18 protein-coding genes are annotated in these 21,729 nt (G+C 42.3%); 6 read left to right on the top strand and 12 right to left on the bottom strand.

The window, feature by feature from the left end:
• Positions 1-2 precede the first annotated feature (2 nt).
• The 7 genes from WDA22_12085 to uppP form a co-directional block, all read right to left on the bottom strand.
• Entirely contained in the window at positions 3-614 is a 612-nt protein-coding gene (locus WDA22_12085) for a dienelactone hydrolase family protein (GenBank protein MFA5834204.1), read from the bottom strand.
• Positions 615-652: 38 nt separating this feature from the next.
• Positions 653-1,567 carry a glutaminase gene (locus tag WDA22_12090; GenBank protein ID MFA5834205.1) on the bottom strand — a complete coding sequence of 305 codons (915 nt, stop codon included), beginning with the start codon at positions 1,565-1,567 and terminating at the stop codon, positions 653-655.
• A gap of 15 nt (positions 1,568-1,582) precedes the next feature.
• On the bottom strand, positions 1,583-2,179 hold the full coding sequence (locus tag WDA22_12095; protein ID MFA5834206.1) for a MarC family protein: 597 nt from the start codon (positions 2,177-2,179) through the stop codon (positions 1,583-1,585).
• 83 nt (positions 2,180-2,262) lie between these two features.
• Complete coding sequence (locus WDA22_12100) at positions 2,263-2,520, bottom strand: hypothetical protein (protein MFA5834207.1); 258 nt, start codon at positions 2,518-2,520, stop codon at positions 2,263-2,265.
• 52 nt (positions 2,521-2,572) lie between these two features.
• Positions 2,573-3,799, bottom strand: coding sequence for a DUF4032 domain-containing protein (locus tag WDA22_12105; protein ID MFA5834208.1), 1,227 nt, complete (start codon positions 3,797-3,799; stop codon positions 2,573-2,575).
• 99 nt (positions 3,800-3,898) lie between these two features.
• The gene (locus WDA22_12110) at positions 3,899-4,522 is read right to left on the bottom strand and encodes a VTT domain-containing protein (GenBank protein MFA5834209.1); all 624 of its coding nucleotides are present in this window, start codon (positions 4,520-4,522) and stop codon (positions 3,899-3,901) included.
• A gap of 47 nt (positions 4,523-4,569) precedes the next feature.
• Positions 4,570-5,421 (bottom strand): undecaprenyl-diphosphatase UppP, encoded by an 852-nt coding sequence (uppP, locus tag WDA22_12115; protein ID MFA5834210.1) that lies wholly within the window; start codon positions 5,419-5,421, stop codon positions 4,570-4,572.
• A 201-nt stretch (positions 5,422-5,622) separates the two neighbouring features.
• Between uppP and WDA22_12120 the strand changes: the two genes are divergently transcribed.
• The gene (locus tag WDA22_12120) at positions 5,623-7,041 is read left to right on the top strand and encodes an MFS transporter (GenBank protein ID MFA5834211.1); all 1,419 of its coding nucleotides are present in this window, start codon (positions 5,623-5,625) and stop codon (positions 7,039-7,041) included.
• Between the two features lie 94 nt (positions 7,042-7,135).
• Here the strand turns inward: WDA22_12120 and WDA22_12125 are convergent, their stop codons facing one another.
• From WDA22_12125 to mnmE, 5 genes are all read right to left on the bottom strand, one after another.
• On the bottom strand, positions 7,136-7,390 hold the full coding sequence (locus WDA22_12125; GenBank protein MFA5834212.1) for a septation protein SpoVG family protein: 255 nt from the start codon (positions 7,388-7,390) through the stop codon (positions 7,136-7,138).
• A 188-nt stretch (positions 7,391-7,578) separates the two neighbouring features.
• Complete coding sequence (gene murQ, locus WDA22_12130; protein MFA5834213.1) at positions 7,579-8,535, bottom strand: N-acetylmuramic acid 6-phosphate etherase; 957 nt, start codon at positions 8,533-8,535, stop codon at positions 7,579-7,581.
• Positions 8,536-8,545: 10 nt separating this feature from the next.
• A complete protein-coding gene (gene rsmG, locus WDA22_12135; protein MFA5834214.1) occupies positions 8,546-9,253 on the bottom strand; it encodes a 16S rRNA (guanine(527)-N(7))-methyltransferase RsmG in 708 nt (235 codons plus the stop codon).
• Positions 9,254-9,301: 48 nt separating this feature from the next.
• The gene (mnmG, locus tag WDA22_12140; protein MFA5834215.1) at positions 9,302-11,191 is read right to left on the bottom strand and encodes a tRNA uridine-5-carboxymethylaminomethyl(34) synthesis enzyme MnmG; all 1,890 of its coding nucleotides are present in this window, start codon (positions 11,189-11,191) and stop codon (positions 9,302-9,304) included.
• 27 nt (positions 11,192-11,218) lie between these two features.
• The gene (gene mnmE / locus WDA22_12145) at positions 11,219-12,610 is read right to left on the bottom strand and encodes a tRNA uridine-5-carboxymethylaminomethyl(34) synthesis GTPase MnmE (GenBank protein ID MFA5834216.1); all 1,392 of its coding nucleotides are present in this window, start codon (positions 12,608-12,610) and stop codon (positions 11,219-11,221) included.
• 387 nt (positions 12,611-12,997) lie between these two features.
• On the opposite strand from mnmE, the gene ilvB reads away from it, so the two are divergent.
• Genes ilvB through WDA22_12170 form a run of 5 tightly spaced genes read left to right on the top strand, consistent with a single transcriptional unit; the run spans position 12,998 to position 21,722 of the window.
• Positions 12,998-14,764, top strand: a complete 1,767-nt coding sequence (gene ilvB / locus WDA22_12150) for a biosynthetic-type acetolactate synthase large subunit (GenBank protein ID MFA5834217.1) — start codon at positions 12,998-13,000, stop codon at positions 14,762-14,764.
• 3 nt (positions 14,765-14,767) lie between these two features.
• The gene (gene ilvN, locus WDA22_12155; protein ID MFA5834218.1) at positions 14,768-15,295 is read left to right on the top strand and encodes an acetolactate synthase small subunit; all 528 of its coding nucleotides are present in this window, start codon (positions 14,768-14,770) and stop codon (positions 15,293-15,295) included.
• A gap of 2 nt (positions 15,296-15,297) precedes the next feature.
• On the top strand, positions 15,298-19,836 hold the full coding sequence (gene gltB, locus WDA22_12160; GenBank protein MFA5834219.1) for a glutamate synthase large subunit: 4,539 nt from the start codon (positions 15,298-15,300) through the stop codon (positions 19,834-19,836).
• Positions 19,829-21,250, top strand: a complete 1,422-nt coding sequence (locus WDA22_12165) for a glutamate synthase subunit beta (GenBank protein ID MFA5834220.1) — start codon at positions 19,829-19,831, stop codon at positions 21,248-21,250. The genes gltB and WDA22_12165 overlap by 8 nt, the downstream gene beginning before the upstream one ends.
• Before the next feature lie 25 nt (positions 21,251-21,275).
• Positions 21,276-21,722 (top strand): DUF2141 domain-containing protein, encoded by a 447-nt coding sequence (locus WDA22_12170; protein MFA5834221.1) that lies wholly within the window; start codon positions 21,276-21,278, stop codon positions 21,720-21,722.
• Positions 21,723-21,729 lie beyond the last annotated feature (7 nt).

Here is a 21,729-nt window from a genome sequence, read left to right on the forward strand (position 1 = left end):
AATTACGGTATTAGATTATGCATCCAGCCCCTTATATCGCTTAAACAAACATCGTTGATTTGATGTGCCATTGCATATTCGTTATACGTAACGTGTGCGCCGGATTTGGAAAGAAGTTCCTTGGTTTTTCGTGCGGCAGAAATGGGAATAATTGGATCATTAATCCCATGAGAAATAAAAATAGGAAAACTGAGTAATTCGTTAAGTTTATATTCTTTTTCCAACTGCAATGGAGCAAATCCGCTCAGTGCTAAAACTCCGTTGCAGAGTTTCGGTTGAGTTAACGCAAGAACATACGACATAATTGCCCCCATACTGAAACCGAGAAGAAAGAGTTTGTCCGTCGTAAGTGAATTGATGAATGAAAGGATTTTACTTTTACTCTGTAGGAAACTTTTCTCATCGACGGTACCATCTTCAAACAAGTCGAACCAAGTATAACCTCCCCATTCGTACTCGTTTGGTGCACGAAGAGAATAAATATCAAGCCGAGAATCGAGATGACTTTTTAAGCCGAACAGATCGTGTTCATCTGAACCGCGTCCATGAAGCATGATGAGTGTTGATTTGGACCCAGAAGGTTGCGATGCGGCGTGATAGACAGAATGGAGCATAGAAAATAAATAATGTTATTAATGGTAATGTTGTATCCTCAAAAGATCGATGAGCCCAATTTTGTTGTCAGCAGCTCCAGTGCTTTCATTCCCATCACCGAATTTCCTTTCTCGTTTAATCTCGGACTCCATGTAGCGACAGCATATCGATGCGGATGGAGTGCGACGATTCCTCCGCCAACACCGCTTTTTCCGGGCAGACCGACAGTAAACGAGAATTCTCCCGCTTCATCGTAAAAACCGCAAGTTTGCATAATGGCGTTCAAACGTTTCGTCTGGCTTTTCGTGAGCAACGCTTCGCTTGTTGACGATAATTTTCCGTGATTGGCAAAGAGAAGAAATGCCGTGGCGAGATCTTTGCACGACATTTCAATGGAGCATATATGAAAATAGAGATCTAACACATCGTCAACATCGTGATGGATGTTGTTAAAGGATTTTAAGAAATTTCCAAGAGCAATATTACGAAAGCCATACATTTTTTCGGATGCGGCAACCTTTTCGTTAAATCCGATCTTTGTATTGTTTGCCAGCGTTCGGACGAACGAGAGAATTTCCTTTTTGGGGTTGTGTAATTGATCGATCAGCACATCACATACAACCATTGCCCCGGCGTTGATTAAAGGATTTCTCGGAATTCCCTTTTCATATTCCAATTGAACCAGAGAATTGAATGAACTGCCGGACGGCTCTACTCCGACCCGCTTAAATATTTTTTCACCGATCAGTGTAACGACCTGTGCAAGCGCAAAGACTTTTGAGATGCTTTGAATAGAAAAATTTTCGTTATGATTACCGACCGAAAAATCATGCCCTTCGAGCGTTCGCAAATGTATACCGAATTTGGTTGAATCTACCGAGGCGAGTTCTGGAATATAATTTGCGACATTCCCTTCTTGCTGCAGAGGGAGTACTTCAGCGTGAATGGAATCAAGAACAGACTGATAGTGCAGAGACATAACGATAGATTATTTGAGAATGTTTTGAACACCAACGCGGATCATCATTACCGCAATTGCTACCATGAAAAGGGCGGCTACCTTTGCAAACGCTTTTGTTCCACCCTCGCCCATTAATTTGATAACGAGATCGGAATGACGAAAGGTGATCCACACAATGATCAAATTCAACAGAAGTGAAACCATTGAAATCCAATATCCATACGCATCAACAATAATGATGATAGCGGTCAGTGCGCCCGGTCCCATGACCAACGGAATTCCAATGGGAACAACACCTACCGATTTGGCTGTTTCCTTTCGTTCATCACTAGAGAAAAGCAGATCGGTCACGGCAAGCACAAGCAAAACAATTCCACCACCAATTCGAAAATCATTTTCGGTAATTCCCAGAAATTTGAAAATCACTTTTCCCAGTACAAGAAACACCAGAGCCACCGCTCCTGCCGTCAGTGATGCTTCGATGATCAGTTGGCGACGAGACTTTAATGTCATCCCCTGTGTTAGTGAAACAAAAATAGGAACAAGTCCCGGCACATCAATCGCCACAAACAGCGGGATGAATGCCATGATTAAATCATTTAAAATGTTCCAGACTTCTTTCATTAACTCTATTGTTTTAAAAAAATAAGATTGGATGTATCGAAATAATGCTGAACAAAAAAATCAAAATATTGTCATTACATCAATTATGATTTTAATTCTTTTAAAGCCGCCTCAATAATTGCCACCGTCTCTTTTTCCGAAATTAAAATTCTCGCACCGGATTGACGCACAGCGTCCGCGACAGTTCCCTTCTTTTCTTTCAGCATATTCCATACGTGGTAACCCAAACGGTATTGATCATTTGGTTCTTTTGTCGGTATCGTTTTAACACTGTTATAGGCGATTTTTTCTAATGAAGCATCGTCGAATGGTCGAACGGATGAAGGAGCAATAGTTGTCATGGAGAGTTCCCTGATGTTATTTGGTATTTTTCTGCGTTAATATAATCAACGCTTACTTGAGAAGCATGTTCTCTTTCAGACCCAATATCTTCTTCATATTATCTGCGAGCTGTTCCAAAATGGTTTTATAATGATCCATCGTTCTAAATCGCTCTGCGTAATCTCGCATGGCCGTAATCATTCCAACATCTTTTCCAGCCCGCTCGCTTAAATAATACTTGTTGTTCATAATCTCGATGTACAACTCTGCAGCCGTTTTTCCCTTAAACACATCTAAAATATTTTCAGATCGGAATAACTCGCAGATAGGAACAAAGATCGTTTTATACCAATCCCGCGTAGCTGCGGCAAGTGTTACATCGTTGCGTAACCGTTCGCTCATATACCATTTATGTTCTTCAATATGTTTTAAGAATTGATCGACATACGCAGGATTGAAAATGCTCCCGAGAAATTTATCAATATTGAACGACGTCTGTTGTTGAAATATTTTTTTCTTTACTTCAACATTATATAACAATGTATATCGCTCTTGGATGTATTTTTTATCTTCTTCCATTCCAAGATTGTCGCGAACCACACCGCTGCTCCGCAAATCTTCGTTGATCCAATCCATCGATTCAAAGAAAAAATTCAAATCTGCTTCTCGCATAGATTGTGAAATCTGCGGATGGATCTCAATCGTCTCCGCATCCGATAGATATGCAATAAGGACCGTTTGTATACCGACGAACGGTGTTTCTCTCTTTGAAAATTTAATAAGGACGTTGGCAAGAGATGCGTCGCCCCAATAGACCCCGTTGCTGTGCAGTTGAATGAATAACCGTACAATCGCATCCCAAATTTTCTGCCGATTTTCTTTTCGGAAATTTCTTGAGTAAAGAAGAGAATCAGGAAGAACTTTATCGACTAAAACGGTAACGGTATGGGAAATGAAATTATCTTCGTATTGAATTCCGACCGGTGTTTCAATGGCAATTGATTCCTCTTCCCGCACCACAAATCCCGCCGGGACAAGAGTGTGAATACCGCGCAGCAATAGTTGTTCGTAATGATCGATCTCTTTTTTGGAGATCTTTTCACTGATTTCTTTAATGCCAAAAGAAAATCTTCCAGTTTTGACAAAGACGACCACGTGACGCGAAATTCCCCGTTTTATATTTAAGATATTCACGCCGCATTTGTGCCAATCACCAATCGGAACGTTCCATGGTAATTTTAGTAGTTCTTCTTCAAAGATCGGGTCGACGTGAAAACGGATATGGGGGGAGAGTGTCATGACACTCAAAGATAAGAATATTTCTCTAGGATATGTTGGAACAGTCTTACACCAAGAACAAACGTGATGAAAAAATAAAGATACTCTCGGAAAGAGCGTTTATTTCTTTCCGTATTTCACTTGTAGGTATTTTATAATTCCGGGCAGGAGTGATAATAAAATCACGACGGCGATAACGTAATGAATATTTTTATCGATGTTCGGAATGGTTGAACCGAGAAAATATCCGATGAACAACATTCCCGGAATCCATAACACTGCTCCGATAACATTGTAGGTTGCAAACTTCATATACTTCATTTGGGCGATACCAGCAACAACGGGCGCAAACGTTCGTGCAAACGGCATAAATTGTGCGGCAACAATGGTGAATGGTCCGTACTTGTCATAAAAGGTTTTTGTATTGATCAGATGCTGTTTTTTAAAGAAGCGAGAATCTTCCCGAGAATATAATGCCTGACCACTCTTTCTTCCGATCGCATAGCCAGTTGCATTTCCAATAATAGCGGCGGCAAGCAACAATGGTGTTAATAAAGCGATATCAAAATATCCCGCAGCAGCAAACAATCCGGCAGTCACTAAAAGCGAATCTCCCGGCAGAAAAAATCCGACCAGAAGACCGGTCTCAGAAAAAATAATCATTGCCAGTCCGGGATATCCCGCCCAGCTGACAAGTTCTTTGATGTTGAGAAGCTTATGAAAAAATTCAGAAATAAAATCCATACAATAACACCATAGAAAAAATTTGCGAACAATATTATGAAACTCTTTTACAGCGGCTGTAAAATTCCGGTGTTTAACAGATACAACAAACCGAGACCAACAACAATTCGATAAATAATAAAGAGATATGTTGTATGTGATTTTAAATAATTTAACAAAAATGCGATAGAGGCATAACCGACAATTCCCGAAACAACGGTAGCGACAACCAAGCTTACAATTCCATCACTTGAAGAAAGCAAAACTTCTCGTTCTTTTATTAATTCTAAAATTCCGGCCGCTAACACCGAAGGAAGAGAAAGTAAAAATGAAAATCGAGCCGCTGTTTCGCGAGTCATTCCTGTAAACAATCCTCCGGTAATGGTTGTTCCGGAGCGGGATGAGCCCGGAATAAGGGCGACGGACTGCCAAAATCCAACAACAACGACCTCTTTCCAGGAAAGATCCTCAAGTGTTTTCAACTTTTCGCCGCGGGCTAGCTTCTTTTTGGTTATCCATTCGGCAATCATCAACACAATCGCCAGCAGAATCAACGAGGCGCTGATAACATAAAGGGATCGGAACGATGTCTCAATTTGGTGTTTTAAGAGTAAACCAAAAAAAACGATTGGCACCGTTCCTGTTGCAATCATCCAACCGAGCTGTGCGTCGCGATTATATAGTAGTCTACCAGACATCAGACCTTTAATGACTGCCGAAGTAATGGTAATAATATCTTTTCGAAAGTAGAATAGAACCGCTACGAGCGTTCCAAACTGAATGACTGCGGTAAACGCAGCGCCGGGGTCTTCCCATCCAATCAACGCCGGAATAATACGCAAATGTCCCGTGCTGCTGATGGGGAGAAATTCTGTCAATCCTTGAATTACGCCGAGTATAACAGCTTGAATAATGTCCATTGTATGTGTGAGATTAAAAAAAAAGAGGAGTGTTCATCTCCTCTTACTGTACATATTAAGGTACGAAAAAAATACATTCCTTTCAAACGGAGCATTTTTATAAAAACAGTTGAATTCTTTCAATTTATATTGTACTCTAGCCGAGCATAACAGACGATAGTCCGAAGCTCTATATTTCTTTCACATATCAAATCAAAAAAAATGACTACACCATCCTCCACCAAATCCCAATTTGGAACACTGATCACAGTCTTCTTTTTTTGGGGATTTCTTGCCGCATCGAACGGTGTCTTTATTCCGTTTTGCAAGGAACACTTTAGTCTCACACAGTTTCAATCGCAGCTGATCGATCTTGCATTCTATTTAGCATACTTTGTCGGTTCGCTTGCTCTCTATTTAGTAGAACGGTTAATGAAAATCGATTTCCTTAATAAGATTGGTTATAAGATGGGAATCGCATACGGCCTTTTTGTTTCTGCGGCTGGCGCTATAGCAATGATTGGCGCTGTGAACAGTGGAAACTACTGGCTGATTCTTGGTTCACTCTTTCTGATTGCAATAGGATTCTCCCTTCAGCAAACCTGTGCACAACCATTTGCTATTGCACTTGGTAATCCGGAAACCGGCGCACACCGTCTAAACCTTGCGGGTGGAATGAATTCTTTCGGCACAACAATTGGTCCGCTGATCGTTAGTTACTTTCTCTTTGGCGGATTGACTAAAAATGTCCAGGTGGAGATCGGTTCTGTCAATCAAATGTATATGTTTCTTGCAGGATTATTCATTGCCGTTGCACTCTTCTTCATCTTTTCCAATCTTCCCAAAATTACGCAGGACGAACACATTGAAGCTGGTCGCGGCGCATTGAAATATCCGCAGCTTGTGTATGGTATGGCGGCAATTTTTGTTTATGTCGGCGTAGAAGTGACAATCCAAAGCAATATGGGTGCGTTGTTGAAATTGCCCGAATTCGGTGGATACGACGAATCCGAAATCGCGCATTTTATTTCTCTTTTTTGGGGAAGCTTAATGATCGGACGATGGACCGGAGCAATTACAGTATTCAATCTTCCTAAAATGTGGAAAAATATTCTGACCGTGGTCGTTCCCTACGTTGCCTTTGGAGTGGTGCTTGGTGCGAACTCGTTAGGAGGGACCGATGTAAGCGATCTTTATCCTTACGCATTTGTGATTGCTATTCAGATTGTTGGATTTTTTATCGGGCAGGAAAAACCGGCAAAGACTCTTTTGGTTTTTGCGCTCCTGGGAATGGCGGCAATGTCTGTTGGAATGTTAACGACCGGTAAAATTGCCATCTTTGCATTTATCAGCGGCGGATTATTCTGTTCAGTGATGTGGCCTTGTATTTTTGCACTTTCTGTTGCAGGACTTGGAAAATATACCAGCCAAGGTTCCACATTCCTTATTATGATGATTCTTGGCGGCGCGCTCATTCCTCCGTTCCAAGGTTATATGAGCGATGTCTTGAACGATATTCACATGTCATATATCGTAACGATTTTCTTGTTTGGATACCTGGCCTTCTTTGCGATGAAGGCAAAATCAGTATTAAAAGCACAAGGTATCGATTACGAAACAAGCACAGCAGCGGCACATTAAGAACGATTATCATTAGTAAACAGAAACGTCCCGTTATGGGACGTTTCTGTTTTTAAAGAGTTAGTTTATCGCTTATGGAAATTGTAGGGATAGATTATGAGGACAATTTTGAATATTCTTCCAAAGCTTTTTCTGTCAACTTATCCTTCACCTCTTTTGACATCAGCACTTTGTCCCAATACTTTCCTTTATCCTTTTTGTCTTGATCTGAAGGGACTCCTATAAATAGACCATTTTTGCCATCGGCGATTTTGAATCCTTTGATCGTGATTCCTTCCGATGTTTCGAGATCGAAAAACGCTTTCAAATTATTCGATCCGTCAAACTGTTTCATGTTTACGACATTCATACTGCCTCCTATAAATAATTGTGGGAAAAGTGTTGCGTTGATTTATGTTGAGGCAAAATTAAAAAGGGAGAATATCGCAGTCAAGAATTATGCATTGACAACAAAGGTAACCACTAAGAAGTAGGCGTGGAGAATGTTTTATAAGGGGAAAAGCGTTGGCAATAGAGACGTGTTTGACAAAGCTACCATCAAACGATGCGATATTCTTTTCCTTCAATCGCCGCTCTTACAAAACCATTGGCTCGTTGCAGTCGTTTTGTTGCTTCATTGTAATCGACATTTGCTTTAATCATCACGAGGGCAGATTTTACGTGTCCTTTTGCTTCGTTCAAATATTGTTCTGCGGCCACATAATCGACACCAGTAATTGTCATCACAATTCGCTTTGAGCGTTCAACAAGTTTTTTGTTCGTCATCTGAAGATCAATCATCATGTTCTCGTAGATCTTTCCTAGACGGATCATAGCTGTTGTGGTTATCATATTAAGGATCAGTTTTTGTGCAGTTCCACTTTTCATTCTTGTGGAGCCCATCACCACTTCTGGACCGACCTCGGCACACATAGCAACATCAAGTACTTCCGCCAAATGTTTGTATTCGGGAAGATCCAGATTTCCTCTTGGATTGGTGGTGACATATAAGGTTTTTGCGCCGAGTTCTTTTGCCCGCCGTACTGCACCAATTACATACGGCGTTCTCATGCTTGCGGCAATTCCGCACACTATATCGTTGGGTCCGACAGATTTTTGATCGATATCGTGTGCGCCCCCTTCGGGTTTGTCTTCTGCTCCTTCCACGGCGCGAAACATCGCCCCTTCACCTCCCGCAATCATTCCTTGCACCATGTCGAACGGGACACCGAATGTCGGTGGACATTCGCTAGCGTCTACAACGCCAACTCGGCCGCTCGTTCCTGCGCCAACATAAATCAATCTGCCCCCATTAAGGAAACCTTTTACAACTAGTTCGACCGCTTGGGCGATGTAAGGAATTTGGGTTTCGACGGCAAGTGCCACCTGTTTATCTTCGTTGTTGATAATAGTGAGAATTTCTGTAATTGAACGAGCATCAATATCCATTGAATTGGCATTGCGCTGCTCGGTGGAAAGTTTTTGCAGTTGCTGAAAAAGTTCTTGGGTAGACAAATGAGCTCCGTTATTTCATTGTTGCGATAATGAGTTTCTTATCCAGATTATCAAACTCTTCGCTTCCCGGAAAGAGTAAAGGAACACTCTGAAGAAAAATGTTTGGAGAAGACTTTTTCACTAGGAGCTCTTCTTCTTCAATCTCTGCACCTTTAAATGTAATCAAAGATGGGGCGGAAATCGAAATCTTTTCAGCTCCTATATTACTGCCGCTTTGCTTTTTAAGAAAGGGTATACCCCATTCAATAAGATTTGAAAGGCTACTTACTGAGCGTACTACGACAGCATCAAAAGAACGGAAAAAATCTGGTTTGTTTTGTACTTCTTCTGCACGTCCCCAAATGGTTTTTACATTTTTTAATTCTAATGAATCAGCCATCGATTGAACGGCAACCAATTTTTTTTGTGTTGAATCAAGCAATACAAACGAGCAATCGGGTAGCATAATTGCCAGTGGTATTCCGGGAAATCCCCCACCAGTTCCAAGATCCAGGATCTTCGATCCGGAAAAAAACTGTATTTTAAAAAGCATTGAAAGAGAAAGAGAAATATGTCCCCTCCAAATATTCTCCTCGTTTTTTCTGGAAACAAGATTGATTTTTTTATTCCAATCCAAAAGCAGATTTTTGAACAATGATAGCCGGCGGATTTGTATGTCCGTTATAAATAGATCGTTTTTCTTAAAAAGTGTATATAGCCAGAGTTCTTCGTTGTTCATTGTTTCACGTGAAACTTGTACAGAACGGGATGTCTTTCCGTTGTACCGTTATTTTGATTCGAGTTGTTTTAAAAATATACTCAAGACAGAGACGTCGGAGTTTGTAACACCGGCGATGCGTGAAGCTTGCCCAATGGAATGCGGACGAATGCGATTTAGCTTCTCTTTTCCCTCAGTGCTCAGTGAAGATATTTTTGTGTAATTAAAATTTTCCGGAATGAGGTACTCTTCAAATTTTGCAAAACGATGAATCTGTTCATTCTGTCTCTGAATGTATCCCGCATACTTTACGTCAATCTCTACCTGCTCTCGTACATCGTGTTTTTGCAGAAATGATTTTATTATTTGGTCGGAAATAATTTCTGTAAGATCCAACGCATTAATATTTGTTCGACGAAGCATTTTTGAAAGATTGTCATTTTCCAGAATTGGAGATTCATTTTTCTTTTCAAGCAATGGATTTATTTTTACCGGAGAAATCGTAGTTGACTCTAGATAACGAATTGTTTCTTCAACCATTTTTTCTTTTGCATCCAGTCGCTCAATCATTTCTTTTGAGATTAATCCTAATTCATATCCATCGCGCATCAATCTCCTATCGGCGTTATCTTGTCGTAACAACAATCGATATTCTGCACGCGAAGTAAACATTCGATACGGCTCATCAGTAGATTTGTTGATGAGATCATCAACCATCACACCAATGTATCCTTCGCTCCGTTGTATTACGAATGGATTTCTTTTTTGAATCTTCAATGCGGCATTGATACCGGCAATCAATCCTTGTCCGGCCGCTTCTTCATAACCAGACGTTCCATTAATTTGCCCTGCCAGAAAAAGTCCGGAAACGAGTTTTGTTTCCAATGTATGTCTCAATTGATGCGGAGGAAAATAATCATACTCCACAGCGTAACCAGGACGAATCATTTGTGCATTTTCCAAACCGGCGATGGATCTGATTCCTTCAAATTGAATCTCTTCCGGAAGACTTGTAGAGAATCCATTCACGTACACCACGTTCGTATCGTATCCTTCAGGTTCAAGAAAAATTTGATGCCGGTCTCGTTCAGCAAAGCGAAATACTTTATCTTCGATGGATGGACAATATCGAGGTCCGATCCCCTTAATACGGCCGGTAAACATTGGAGAACGATCAAAACCTTTTTCCAAAATCTTGTGAGTCGTGGTGTTTGTGTATGTAAGGTACATCGGTATCAAACGATTTGTAATCTTTTCATTTTGATACGAGAAAGGAATTGGCGGATCATCACTGTTTTGTATTTCAGTTTTAGAAAGATCAATACTGTTCAGATCTATTCTTGGAGGCGTTCCAGTCTTTAATCTTCCAGAAGTAAATCCCAACGACTGCAAACTTTCGGTAACACCACGAGCAGGAGCTTCTCCAAATCTCCCTCCGCTACGATTCTTCTCCCCTGTGTGCATCAATCCATTGAGGAATGTCCCCGCACAGAGCACCAACGAACCGCAAGAAATACCGTGTCCGAGAAAAGTTCTTATTCCTTTAAGAACTCCTTCGTCAACATGGATATCTAAAACTGAATCTTCTAAGACCTCAAGATTGAATTGAGAAAGAATTCTTTTTTGAGCATCGGTAGCGTACCACTCCCTGTCATTCTGACTACGTGGGGACCAAACGGCGGGACCTTTTGAAGTATTGAGCATCTTAAATTGGATTCCCGTAGCATCTGCTATCTTTCCCATTTCACCACCGAGCGCATCTATCTCTCTTACGAGATGTCCCTTCGCTGTCCCCCCTATTGCAGGGTTGCACGACATTCTCCCTATAGCATTAGCTTTAAGAGAGATGAGTAGCGTGGAACAACCCATCCTTGCGGAAGCCAATGAGGCCTCAATGCCGGCATGTCCACCACCAATCACCACAATATCATAATATGTCTTTGGTCTATCAATCAACATAATGTTTCACGTGGAACAATTAATCCGCTACTTCCCGATACAAAAATTAGAAAAAATGTTGTTTAAAATGTCATCAGGGGTGGTCAATCCAATAATCTCTCCAAGATAATTAAGCGCACCCCTCAAATCAACCGCAGCAAAATCACCGCCAAGTCCTTCATTGACAGTTTGTTTCGCTGCGGCAATAGAAACCAGAGCTTTCTCTAAAGCATCTTTATGTCTGACGTTTGTAATTGTTACAGAAGAAGCTGTTGAATCATGACGAGGAATTGCAACATCTATCAATTTTTGTTTTAAGGATTGTATTCCTTGATGAGTTTTGCAGGAGATCCAAACGGGTGAAATTTTGCTTAAAACATTTATAGCGTCACATTTAATGTCAGATTTGTTCAACACCAAAAGAACTGATTTAGCATCATGGTATTGGTTGAATATTTTATCGTACAACGTAATATCTTCTGTTGAAACTAGTATCGAGCTGTCAATAAGAATTACGATAACATCTGAAGAATCTATCGCCTTTGATGTCCTTTTTATTCCCTCGATTTCAATTGAGTCATTAGATTCTCTTAATCCAGCCGTATCATTAAAGATGAATTCTATTCCATCAAGATGGATACTCTCTTCAATGGTGTCCCTAGTTGTTCCAGGAATATCACTTACTATAGCTCTCTCCTCTTGTAGCAAGACATTTAGGAGACTTGATTTTCCCGCATTAGGTTTTCCAACTAACGCTACTTTAATACCCTCCCTGATGACTTTTCCTTCCTGATAGCTGGAAGACAACTCTTTTATGGATAATTCAACGTGGTCAAGGTTTTTGATAATCTTATTTTTTTCTATTAAAGTAATTCCTTCTTGGGAAAAATCTAGTTCCAGTTCCAACAAAGAACAAATATTAAGAATCTCTTCCCTAAGGGATTGCACCTTCTTTGATAGCTTCCCGCTTAACTGGTCCACCGATGCTTTGTGTGATTTTTCAGACTTTGAGTGAATGATGTCTGCAACGGCTTCCGCTTGAGTTAGATCCATTTTTCCATGAAGAAATGCTCTCAATGTAAATTCACCAGGACCGGCAGGACGAGCACCATATGAATATAGTAGAATTAAAATTTTCTGAGAGACGAAATACCCACCATGAGAACTAATTTCTACAACATTCTCTCCGGTAAAAGAATTTGGCGAGCGGAACACCGAAACTAGGACGGTGTCAATTGTTTCACGTGAAACTGGGTGAACAATTGTTCCATAATGAATTGAGTGAGAAGTTGAATCTTGAACAGTAGTTGTTCCCCGGAAAACGGTATCAACAATAGGAAAAGCGGCGTTCCCGCTAATACGTATAACGGATATACCACCAATTCCAATCGGTGTTGCAATAGCGGCAATAGTCTCGTTCGTGATTGATAAAGAGTGCATAAAAAGAAAAATTTTTCAAAGATACGAAATTTTTTCTTGACAACGGAATGAAATGTTATATCTTATATATGTGTAACTCAGTTGCACTACTAACGATTAACGACAAAAGAATGCCCGCATACAACAAACATACAGAGAACATATCGAAACGCTCACGCGTTCGCGTTGTTGCTGTGCCTGTGGCTCTCCTTCCGCTGAGCGGCATTATTATTCTTTTGGGAATTACATTTGCGATTCTACGCCTAATTATTATTAGCTAAGAATACGCAGAGGTTACTCCCAAAAACAAATCACACATCCACCAACTAGAAACACGTGAGAAATAAAATCAGGGCGTAACCTCTGAACCGAGGTTGTGTATCGCTTTTTTTATTTTTCAGGTGTCCTATGACTCAACATACTTCTCCTTCTTCCCCGCAACGGCAAATGACCGGCGCAGAAATTTTTGTTCGATCGTTGATCGAAGAAAAAGTGGATATCGTATTCGGTTATCCGGGAGGAGCCGTTATAGGTATCTATGACGCTCTGCACGATATCTCAGATATTAAACATATCCTTACCCGTCACGAGCAAGGTGCTGTCCACGCTGCTGAAGGATACGCAAAAGCGAGCGGCAAACCGGGCGTTGCATTGGTAACTTCGGGACCCGGCGCCACCAATACCGTTACTGGAATTGCGGATGCTTATATGGATTCCATTCCGATCGTTGTCTTCACAGGACAAGTTGCTCTGAAGTTGATCGGTAACGATGCATTTCAAGAGGCAGATATTGTCGGCATCACTCGCCCAATCACCAAACACAATTATCTCGTCCGCGATGTGAATGAACTTGCTGCAACAATTAAAGAAGCATTCTATGTTGCCACCACCGGTCGTCCGGGTCCGGTTCTTGTCGATCTTCCGAAAGATGTGATGGCGACAAAAACCGTATTCAGTTATCCCAAGACAGTAAAGATGCGTTCCTATGTCCCGCATGTTGAAGGACATCAAAAACAATTGGACAAAGCAATAGCATTAATTGCGAAGGCAAAACGTCCTGTGTTATATGTAGGAGGCGGAACAATTCTTTCCAACGCCGCGGAAGAACTGACAAAGTTTGCACACAAAACAAAAATTCCGGTGACGACAACACTTCATGGTCTCGGTGCTTTTCCAGAAACGGATGAGCTCTCGCTCGGCATGTTGGGAATGCACGGCACATGGTATTCCAACACGGCGGTGAATTATTGCGATTTGCTAATCGCAGTCGGCGCAAGGTTTGATGATCGCGTGACAGGAAAGACCGATGCGTTCGCCCCCGAAGCGAAGAAGATTCATATCGATGTCGATCCATCAAATATCAGTAAAAATGTAAAGGTGGATGTACCGATTGTCGGTGACGTGAAAAGAGTGTTGCAACAATTGCTGCCGTCTGTTAGTCCATTGGATACAAAAGATTGGATTCAAACAATTAAAAATTGGAAAGAGGAACATCCGCTTCGATATAAAAGCGGAAAATATATTCGGATGCAGCATGTCATCCGGAAAATTTCAGAGGCAACAAAAGGGAAGGCGATAATGGTGAGTGATGTTGGTCAGCATCAAATGTGGATGGCCCAATTTTATCAATATATTTATCCGCGTACGCATTTAACATCCGGTGGACTCGGCACTATGGGATTTTCACTTCCGGCATCGATGGGTGCGGCGTTTGCTCGGAAAGATTTTCCAATCATCTCTATGAGCGGGGACGGGGGAATACAGATGAATATTCAAGAACTCGCAACCATCCGTGAGCATAACGTCCCTGTGAAAATATTGATCATGAACAACGGGTATCTCGGCATGGTAAGGCAATGGCAAGAGTTGTTCTGGCGAAAACGATATTCTCACGTAGAAATGTTCGGTCCTGATTACGTAAAATTGGCCGAAGCATATGGTATTCCCGGATTTCGAGTAACCTTGACAGATGAGGTAGATAATGTTGTCAATAAAATGCTTGAAATCGATGGCCCCGTACTCGTAGAATTCAAAGTGGTAAAAGAAGAAAATGTTTATCCGATGATTCCGGCAGGGCAGACATATCATGAAATTATTGATGTACCGGATAATACAGCAACAATTGAAGATGAACAAGAACGTGATCTTGAAATGATCACTATTACCAAAGGATAATGTATGAGTAATACTGTTGAAGTACCATTAGTTCAAACGTCACACAAACACACAATTTCCGTGCTGCTGGAAAATAAATTCGGCGCTCTGAATCGAGTTGCCGGAATGTTTTCTGCAAAAGGATACAATCTTGAAAGTATTACTGTTGGTCCGACAGAAGACAGTTCTATTTCACGGATGACAATTGTTACACGCGGTGACGACGCCATTATTGAACAAATCATCAAACAGCTCAATAAATTAATTGATACACTGAAGGTGGTTGATCTTACATACGACAGCTTTATGGAACGGGAACTCGCGTTGATTAAGATCGGAACAACGACAGATAGTCGTCCGGAGATTATGCAGATTGTCGAAATTTTCCAAGGGAAAATAATTGATATTAGTCATAAAACATTAACCGTTGAAGCAACAGGGAGCGGTCAAAAAGTAGATGCGATCATTAAAATGTTAAAACCATTCCATATCAAAGAGATAGCCCGTACCGGGAGAGTTGCTTTAAAAAGAGAATTTGTCGGAGAAGTATAACTATGAAAGAACCGTATCAACATCAGGATAATTTTCCGTTATACGATCCGCGCAACGAACACGATGCATGCGGTATCGGATTTATTGTGAACATCAAAGGAGAACGGTCCCACGATGTCATCAGTAAAGGAGTTGAGATTCTTATCAATTTAACGCATCGCGGTGCATGCGGCTGCGATCCTGAAACGGGGGATGGAGCAGGCATTACGATACAAATCCCTCATAAATTTTTTGTGAAAGAATGTAAGACCTTAGGAATTACTCTTCCGGAGGAAGGGGAGTATGGAGTTGGAATGGTATTCCTGCCGGTGAATCAATCTTCACGTTTGGTGTGCGAAGGGATCATGGAGCGTATTGTGCGGGAAGAAGGATTGAGTGTTCTCGGATGGCGTGATGCTCCGGTTGGCGCAGATGCAATAGGTCGTATCGCCCGCACTTCGCAGCCTTATATTGAGCAAATCTTCGTTCGCCGTGCGGAGGGAATGACAAGGGAAGAATTCGATCGTAAATTATATGTTGTCCGTAAACGGGCGGAGGCAGAATTATATACTTCCGACATTAAAGAAAAAGATTTCTTTTACATTCCGTCGTTATCATCCCGTGTGATTATCTATAAAGGACTATTGCTGGCGCCGCAAATCAAACAGTTCTATAGCGAGTTGTTGGATCCAGACACTGAAAGCGCACTCTGTCTTGTGCATCAACGGTTTTCCACGAACACTATGCCGAACTGGCAACTGGCACATCCGTTCCGTTTCGTGAGTCATAACGGAGAGATCAACACCATGCGTGGTAATGTTATTTGGATGCATGCACGGCAATCGGTGTTGAAATCCGATTTGTTCGGAGATGATCTTAAAAAATTATTTCCCATTATCCAACCAGACGGAAGTGATTCTGCAGCGTTAGATAATGCTGTTGAATTATTATATCACTCCGGCCGAAGTCTGCCGCATGTGATGGCAATGCTGATTCCCGAAGCGTGGAGCATGGATGTCACCATGTCTCCGGAGAAAAAAGCATTCTATGAATATCACGCATCGCTGATGGAACCATGGGACGGCCCGGCAGCTGTTGCTTTTACGGATGGAAAAGTAATTGGTGCAACGCTGGATCGTAACGGATTGCGACCTGCTCGATACATTGAAACACACGACGGATTATTGATTATGGCGTCCGAAGTCGGTGTTCTTCAGATTGAACCGGAGCGGGTGAAGATGAAAGGAAGACTGGAGCCGGGAAAAATGCTGCTGGTGGATCTTGAACAGAAACGTGTGATTCTGGATGAAGAAATTAAATCGCAATTAAGCTCTCGCAAGCCGTACGGCAACTGGATTAAAGAAAATCAGATCACCATTGAACAGCTTGCCGAACCTCCGCGCGCACATATGTTGAGCGAAAAAGATATTATTCAGCGTCAGAGAATGTTCGGCTACAGCGATGAAGATGTACGGATGATTGTCACTCCGATGGCGGTGAACGGGGAAGAAGCGATCGGTTCTATGGGAACCGATACACCGCTTGCGTGTTTATCCGACAAACCGCAATCGTTATTCAACTACTTCAAACAATTGTTTGCTCAGGTGACAAATCCGCCGATCGATCCGATCCGCGAAGAATTCGTCATGTCATTAACAAGTTACATTGGAACGGAAAGAAATATTCTTGAAGAGACACCGCAGCATTGTCATACATTAAAACTGCAGCATCCGATTTTAACTAATGTAGAATTGGAAAAACTCCGCCGCGTTTCGCAGGGAGATTTTCTGACGACAACATTGCCCATGTTGTTCCGTGTGAATGGTGGAGAACAGGAATTGGAGCGGGCGCTTGAAGGATTGTGCCGCCGCGCCTCATTGGCGATTGAATCCGGTTATTCTATTATCATTCTTTCCGATCGTGGATCCGACGAAGAGTATGCACCCATTCCGAGCTTGCTTGCAATGACAGCGGTTCACAATCACTTGGTGCGAGAAAAAACGCGAACACAGGTTGCACTCGTTGTGGAGTCAGGCGAACCACGCGAAGTGATGCACTATTGTTTGTTGATAGGGTATGGTGCAAGCGCCGTCAATCCTTATCTCGCAATCGAAACAATTGAAGACCTTGCCAATAAAGGACGTTTATCAAAAGACGTGACAGCAGAATATGCTGTGAAAAACTACAAAAAGGCTGTCGGAAAAGGATTATTGAAAGTCTTTTCGAAGATGGGAATTTCGACACTGCAAAGTTATCGTGGTGCACAAATTTTTGAAGTGATTGGATTAAATAAAAATTTGATAGAAAAATATTTCAACGGAACATCTTCCCGTATTGAAGGGATTGGATTGGATGTAATTGTGGAAGAGGCAAGACGTAAACATGAGTTTGCGTTGCAATCAATCTCGCATGCGAACACAGAACTTGATCTTGGAGGAAATTATCACTTCAGAATCAATGGTGAACGTCATTTAATCAATCCAACAACTGTAACGAAACTGCAACAGTCAGTCCGAAAGAGAGATTTCAAAACATTCAAAGAGTTCACCGGCATTTTGAATGATCAGAATAAAGAATTTTTCACTTTGCGCGGATTGATGGAATTCAGAGAAGGAACGCGAAGTGTCCATATTGAAGATGTTGAGCCGGCAAAACAGATTGTGAAACGTTTTGTGACAGGAGCGATGTCGTACGGATCCATTAGTAAAGAAGCGCACGAGACGATAGCGATTGCAATGAATCGCATCGGTGGAAAATCCAATACGGGAGAGGGGGGAGAAGATGAATCGCGTTTCAGTTCCGATGCGAATGGAGATCTTCGACGCAGCGCCATTAAACAAGTTGCATCCGGAAGATTTGGCGTGACAGCGAATTATCTTGTCAATGCCGATGAGATTCAAATTAAAATTGCCCAGGGAGCGAAACCGGGCGAAGGGGGACAACTTCCCGGATTCAAAGTGGATGAAGTGATTGCAAAAACTCGCCATTCAATTGCTGGCGTCGGTCTGATATCTCCACCACCGCATCACGACATCTATTCTATCGAAGATCTTGCGCAATTGATTTATGATCTGAAGAATGTGAATCCGATAGCCAGAATTTCTGTGAAGCTTGTGTCTGAAGTTGGTGTCGGAACTGTTGCTGCCGGTGTGGCAAAAGCACATGCGGATATGATCCTGATCAGCGGCGATAGCGGCGGAACAGGTGCTTCTCCGTTAACTTCTATTAAACACGCCGGTGTGCCTTGGGAACTTGGGCTTGCGGAAACACAACAAGTGTTGGTGATGAACGATCTTCGCAGCCGCGTTCGAGTGCAAACGGATGGAAAATTGCAAACAGGCCGCGATGTTGTTATTGCTGCATTGCTTGGTGCTGAAGAATTTGGGTTTTCAACTGCGCCGTTAATTTCTATGGGATGTATTATGATGCGCAAGTGTCATTTGAATACATGTCCCGTCGGAATTGCAACGCAGGATCCTGAATTACGAAAGAAGTTTACCGGTACACCGGAACATGTGATCAACTTCTTTTTCTTTATCGCAGATGAAGTCCGTGAAATTATGGCGAAGCTCGGCTTCCGCACGATTGATGAAATGATCGGCCGCGTGGATATGCTGCAGCAGAGAAAAGATATTGATCATTGGAAAGCGAAAGGAATTAACCTTTCATCAATCCTACATCAACCAACAGTGCCGCTGAGAATTGGACGTCGATGTTCAATTTCTCAAGATCACGGTTTGAATGAAGCGCTGGATTATCAACTTCTTGAACAGACGAAATTGGCGCTCGAAGAGAAGAAGCCGGTAGAAATTTCTCTTCCCATCAGAAATGTTCATCGCACAGTCGGTGCGTTGCTGAGTGGGCGGATTGCAAAATATTACGGAGCAGAGGGATTGCCGGAGAGCACGATCAAAATCAATTTTACAGGATCAGCGGGGCAAAGTTTCGGAGCGTTCCTTTCTAAAGGAGTGACGTTAACGTTGGAAGGTGATGCAAACGATTATGTCGGAAAAGGTCTTTCCGGCGGAAAGATTATTATCTATCCGCCAAAAAATTCCACGTTTGTTCCCGAGGACAATTCGATTGTTGGTAACGTGGTAATGTATGGCGCAACGAGCGGCGAAGCGTATTTTGCCGGAAAAGGGGGCGAGCGGTTTGCCGTAAGAAATTCCGGTGCAACCGTCGTTGTGGAATCTGTCGGAGCAAACGGATGCGAATACATGACAAACGGAATTGTTGTTGTGCTGGGTAAAACGGGCAAAAATTTTGCAGCAGGAATGTCCGGAGGATACGCATTCATCTTGGACGAAGACGGAGAATTCAGCTCAAAAATGTGCAACAAATCAATGGTCGATCTGGATGTAATGAATGAGGAGGACGATAAACTTGTTCAGAGCCTGATTAAAAAACATGTTGACTTCACAGGAAGCCGACGCGGTAAAAAAATTCTTGATGAGTGGAAAACCTGCCGAACAAAATTTGTAAAAGTGTTTCCGCACGATTACAAACGTGTTTTGAATAGTGCAAAACAAAAAGTTAAACAGGAGGTAGTACATGGGTAAACCGACCGGTTTTATGGAATATCAACGGGAGGTTCCGCAACGTCGTCCCGTCAACGAACGATTGGAAGATTGGCGCGATGTCTATACGGCGTTTGGAGAAGAGAAGGTAAGGACGCAAGGCGCGCGTTGTATGGATTGTGGTGTTCCATTCTGTCAATCAGGCTGTCCTGTGAATAACGTTATTCCGCATTGGAACGACTTGATCTATAAAGATCGATGGGAAGAGGCTATACGGGTTCTTCATTCAACAAATAACTTTCCGGAATTCACCGGCAATGTTTGTCCTGCTCCGTGCGAAGCGTCGTGTGTGCTGGGGATTAACGAACCGCCGGTGACGATTAAAGTGATAGAACGAACGGTCATCGAATATGCTTTTAGCCATGGCTGGATCAAACCTGAACCTCCTAAAAAAAGAACAGGAAAAACAGTTGCCGTTATTGGTTCCGGTCCTTCGGGATTAGCAGCCGCGCAGCAATTGAATCGCGCCGGTCATCGTGTAACGGTGTATGAAAAGAACGATCGCGTTGGCGGATTGCTCCGATATGGAATTCCCGATTTTAAATTTGAAAAACATTTGCTCGATCGACGTATTGAACAGTTGCAGGCAGAAGGGATTGTTTTTACAACAAAGACAAATGTCGGAGTAAATATTTCTGCCGAAGAATTACGGCGTTCATACGATGCGATATTATTATGCGGTGGAGCAGAATCTCCGCGCGATCTTAAAGTGCCGGGACGTGAACTGAAAGGAATTCATTTTGCAATGGAATTTCTTCCCCAGCAAAATCGCCGCAACGCTGGCGACAAAACAGATCCGCTCAAAGATATTCTTGCAACCGGAAAACGGGTGGTGATTATTGGCGGGGGTGATACCGGCGCGGATTGTCTTGGAACAAGTTTGCGTCAAAAAGCAAAATCAGTCAATCAATTTGAGATTATGCCAAAACCACCTCTGGAACGCGCAGCTTCAACACCGTGGCCTCTTTGGCCTCTGCAATTAAGAACAGAAAGTTCGCATGAAGAAGGGGGAATTCGTGACTGGGCTCTTGCAACAACAAAATTTGAAGGAGACGCAAACGGCAATGTGACAAAATTGCACGCTATCCGCGTGGGGCCGCCGCCAAATTTTGCTCCCATCACCGGGACGGAGTTTACGTTCGATGCTGATCTCGTGCTGCTGGCGATGGGGTTTAACGGCCCCACAAAGAATGGATTGTTAGATGAACTGGGAGTTGCTCTTGATGCAAGAAGCAATGTTTCGACCGACAAGGAATATATGAGTTCTGTTCCAGGAATTTTTTCTGCGGGAGATATGCGACGCGGTCAATCGCTCGTTGTTTGGGCAATCAGTGAAGGACGAAAAGCAGCGCGCAGCGTCGATAAATATTTGATGGGGGTATCAACATTACCATAATTCTATTGGGGGAGGAGAAAAAACGATGAAACTAAAGTTCATTGTGTTCATACTGTTCTTCGCTCTTCAGAGTTCATTTGCACAAAAAAAACAGATGGACAAAGCGAATACAATATTTGTGCAATTGAATGGTATCAAACAACAGACAGGACAAGTAATGTTGAGCCTGTTCAACAAAGATGAAGGATTCCCGACGCATCCCGAAAAAGCATTTCGGTGGAGCAAAGCGAAAGTAACATCTTCATCCTTGATCATTAGTTTTGACGGACTTCCGCCGGGTGCATATGCAATTGCCGTAGTGCACGATGAAAATTCAAATGATGTGATGGATAGAAATTGGCTTGGGTTTCCGGAAGAACCGTACGGAATATCAAACAATGCAACAGGCACATTTAGTCCTCCAAAATTTGAAGAGGCAAAGTTTACCGTTACCGGAAAACGCGATACGATAAAGATTGAAATGCAGCCGTAACATTTGA

Source organism: Bacteroidota bacterium (assembly GCA_041658205.1).
Lineage (GTDB): Bacteria > Bacteroidota > Ignavibacteria > UBA10030 > UBA8401 > UBA8401.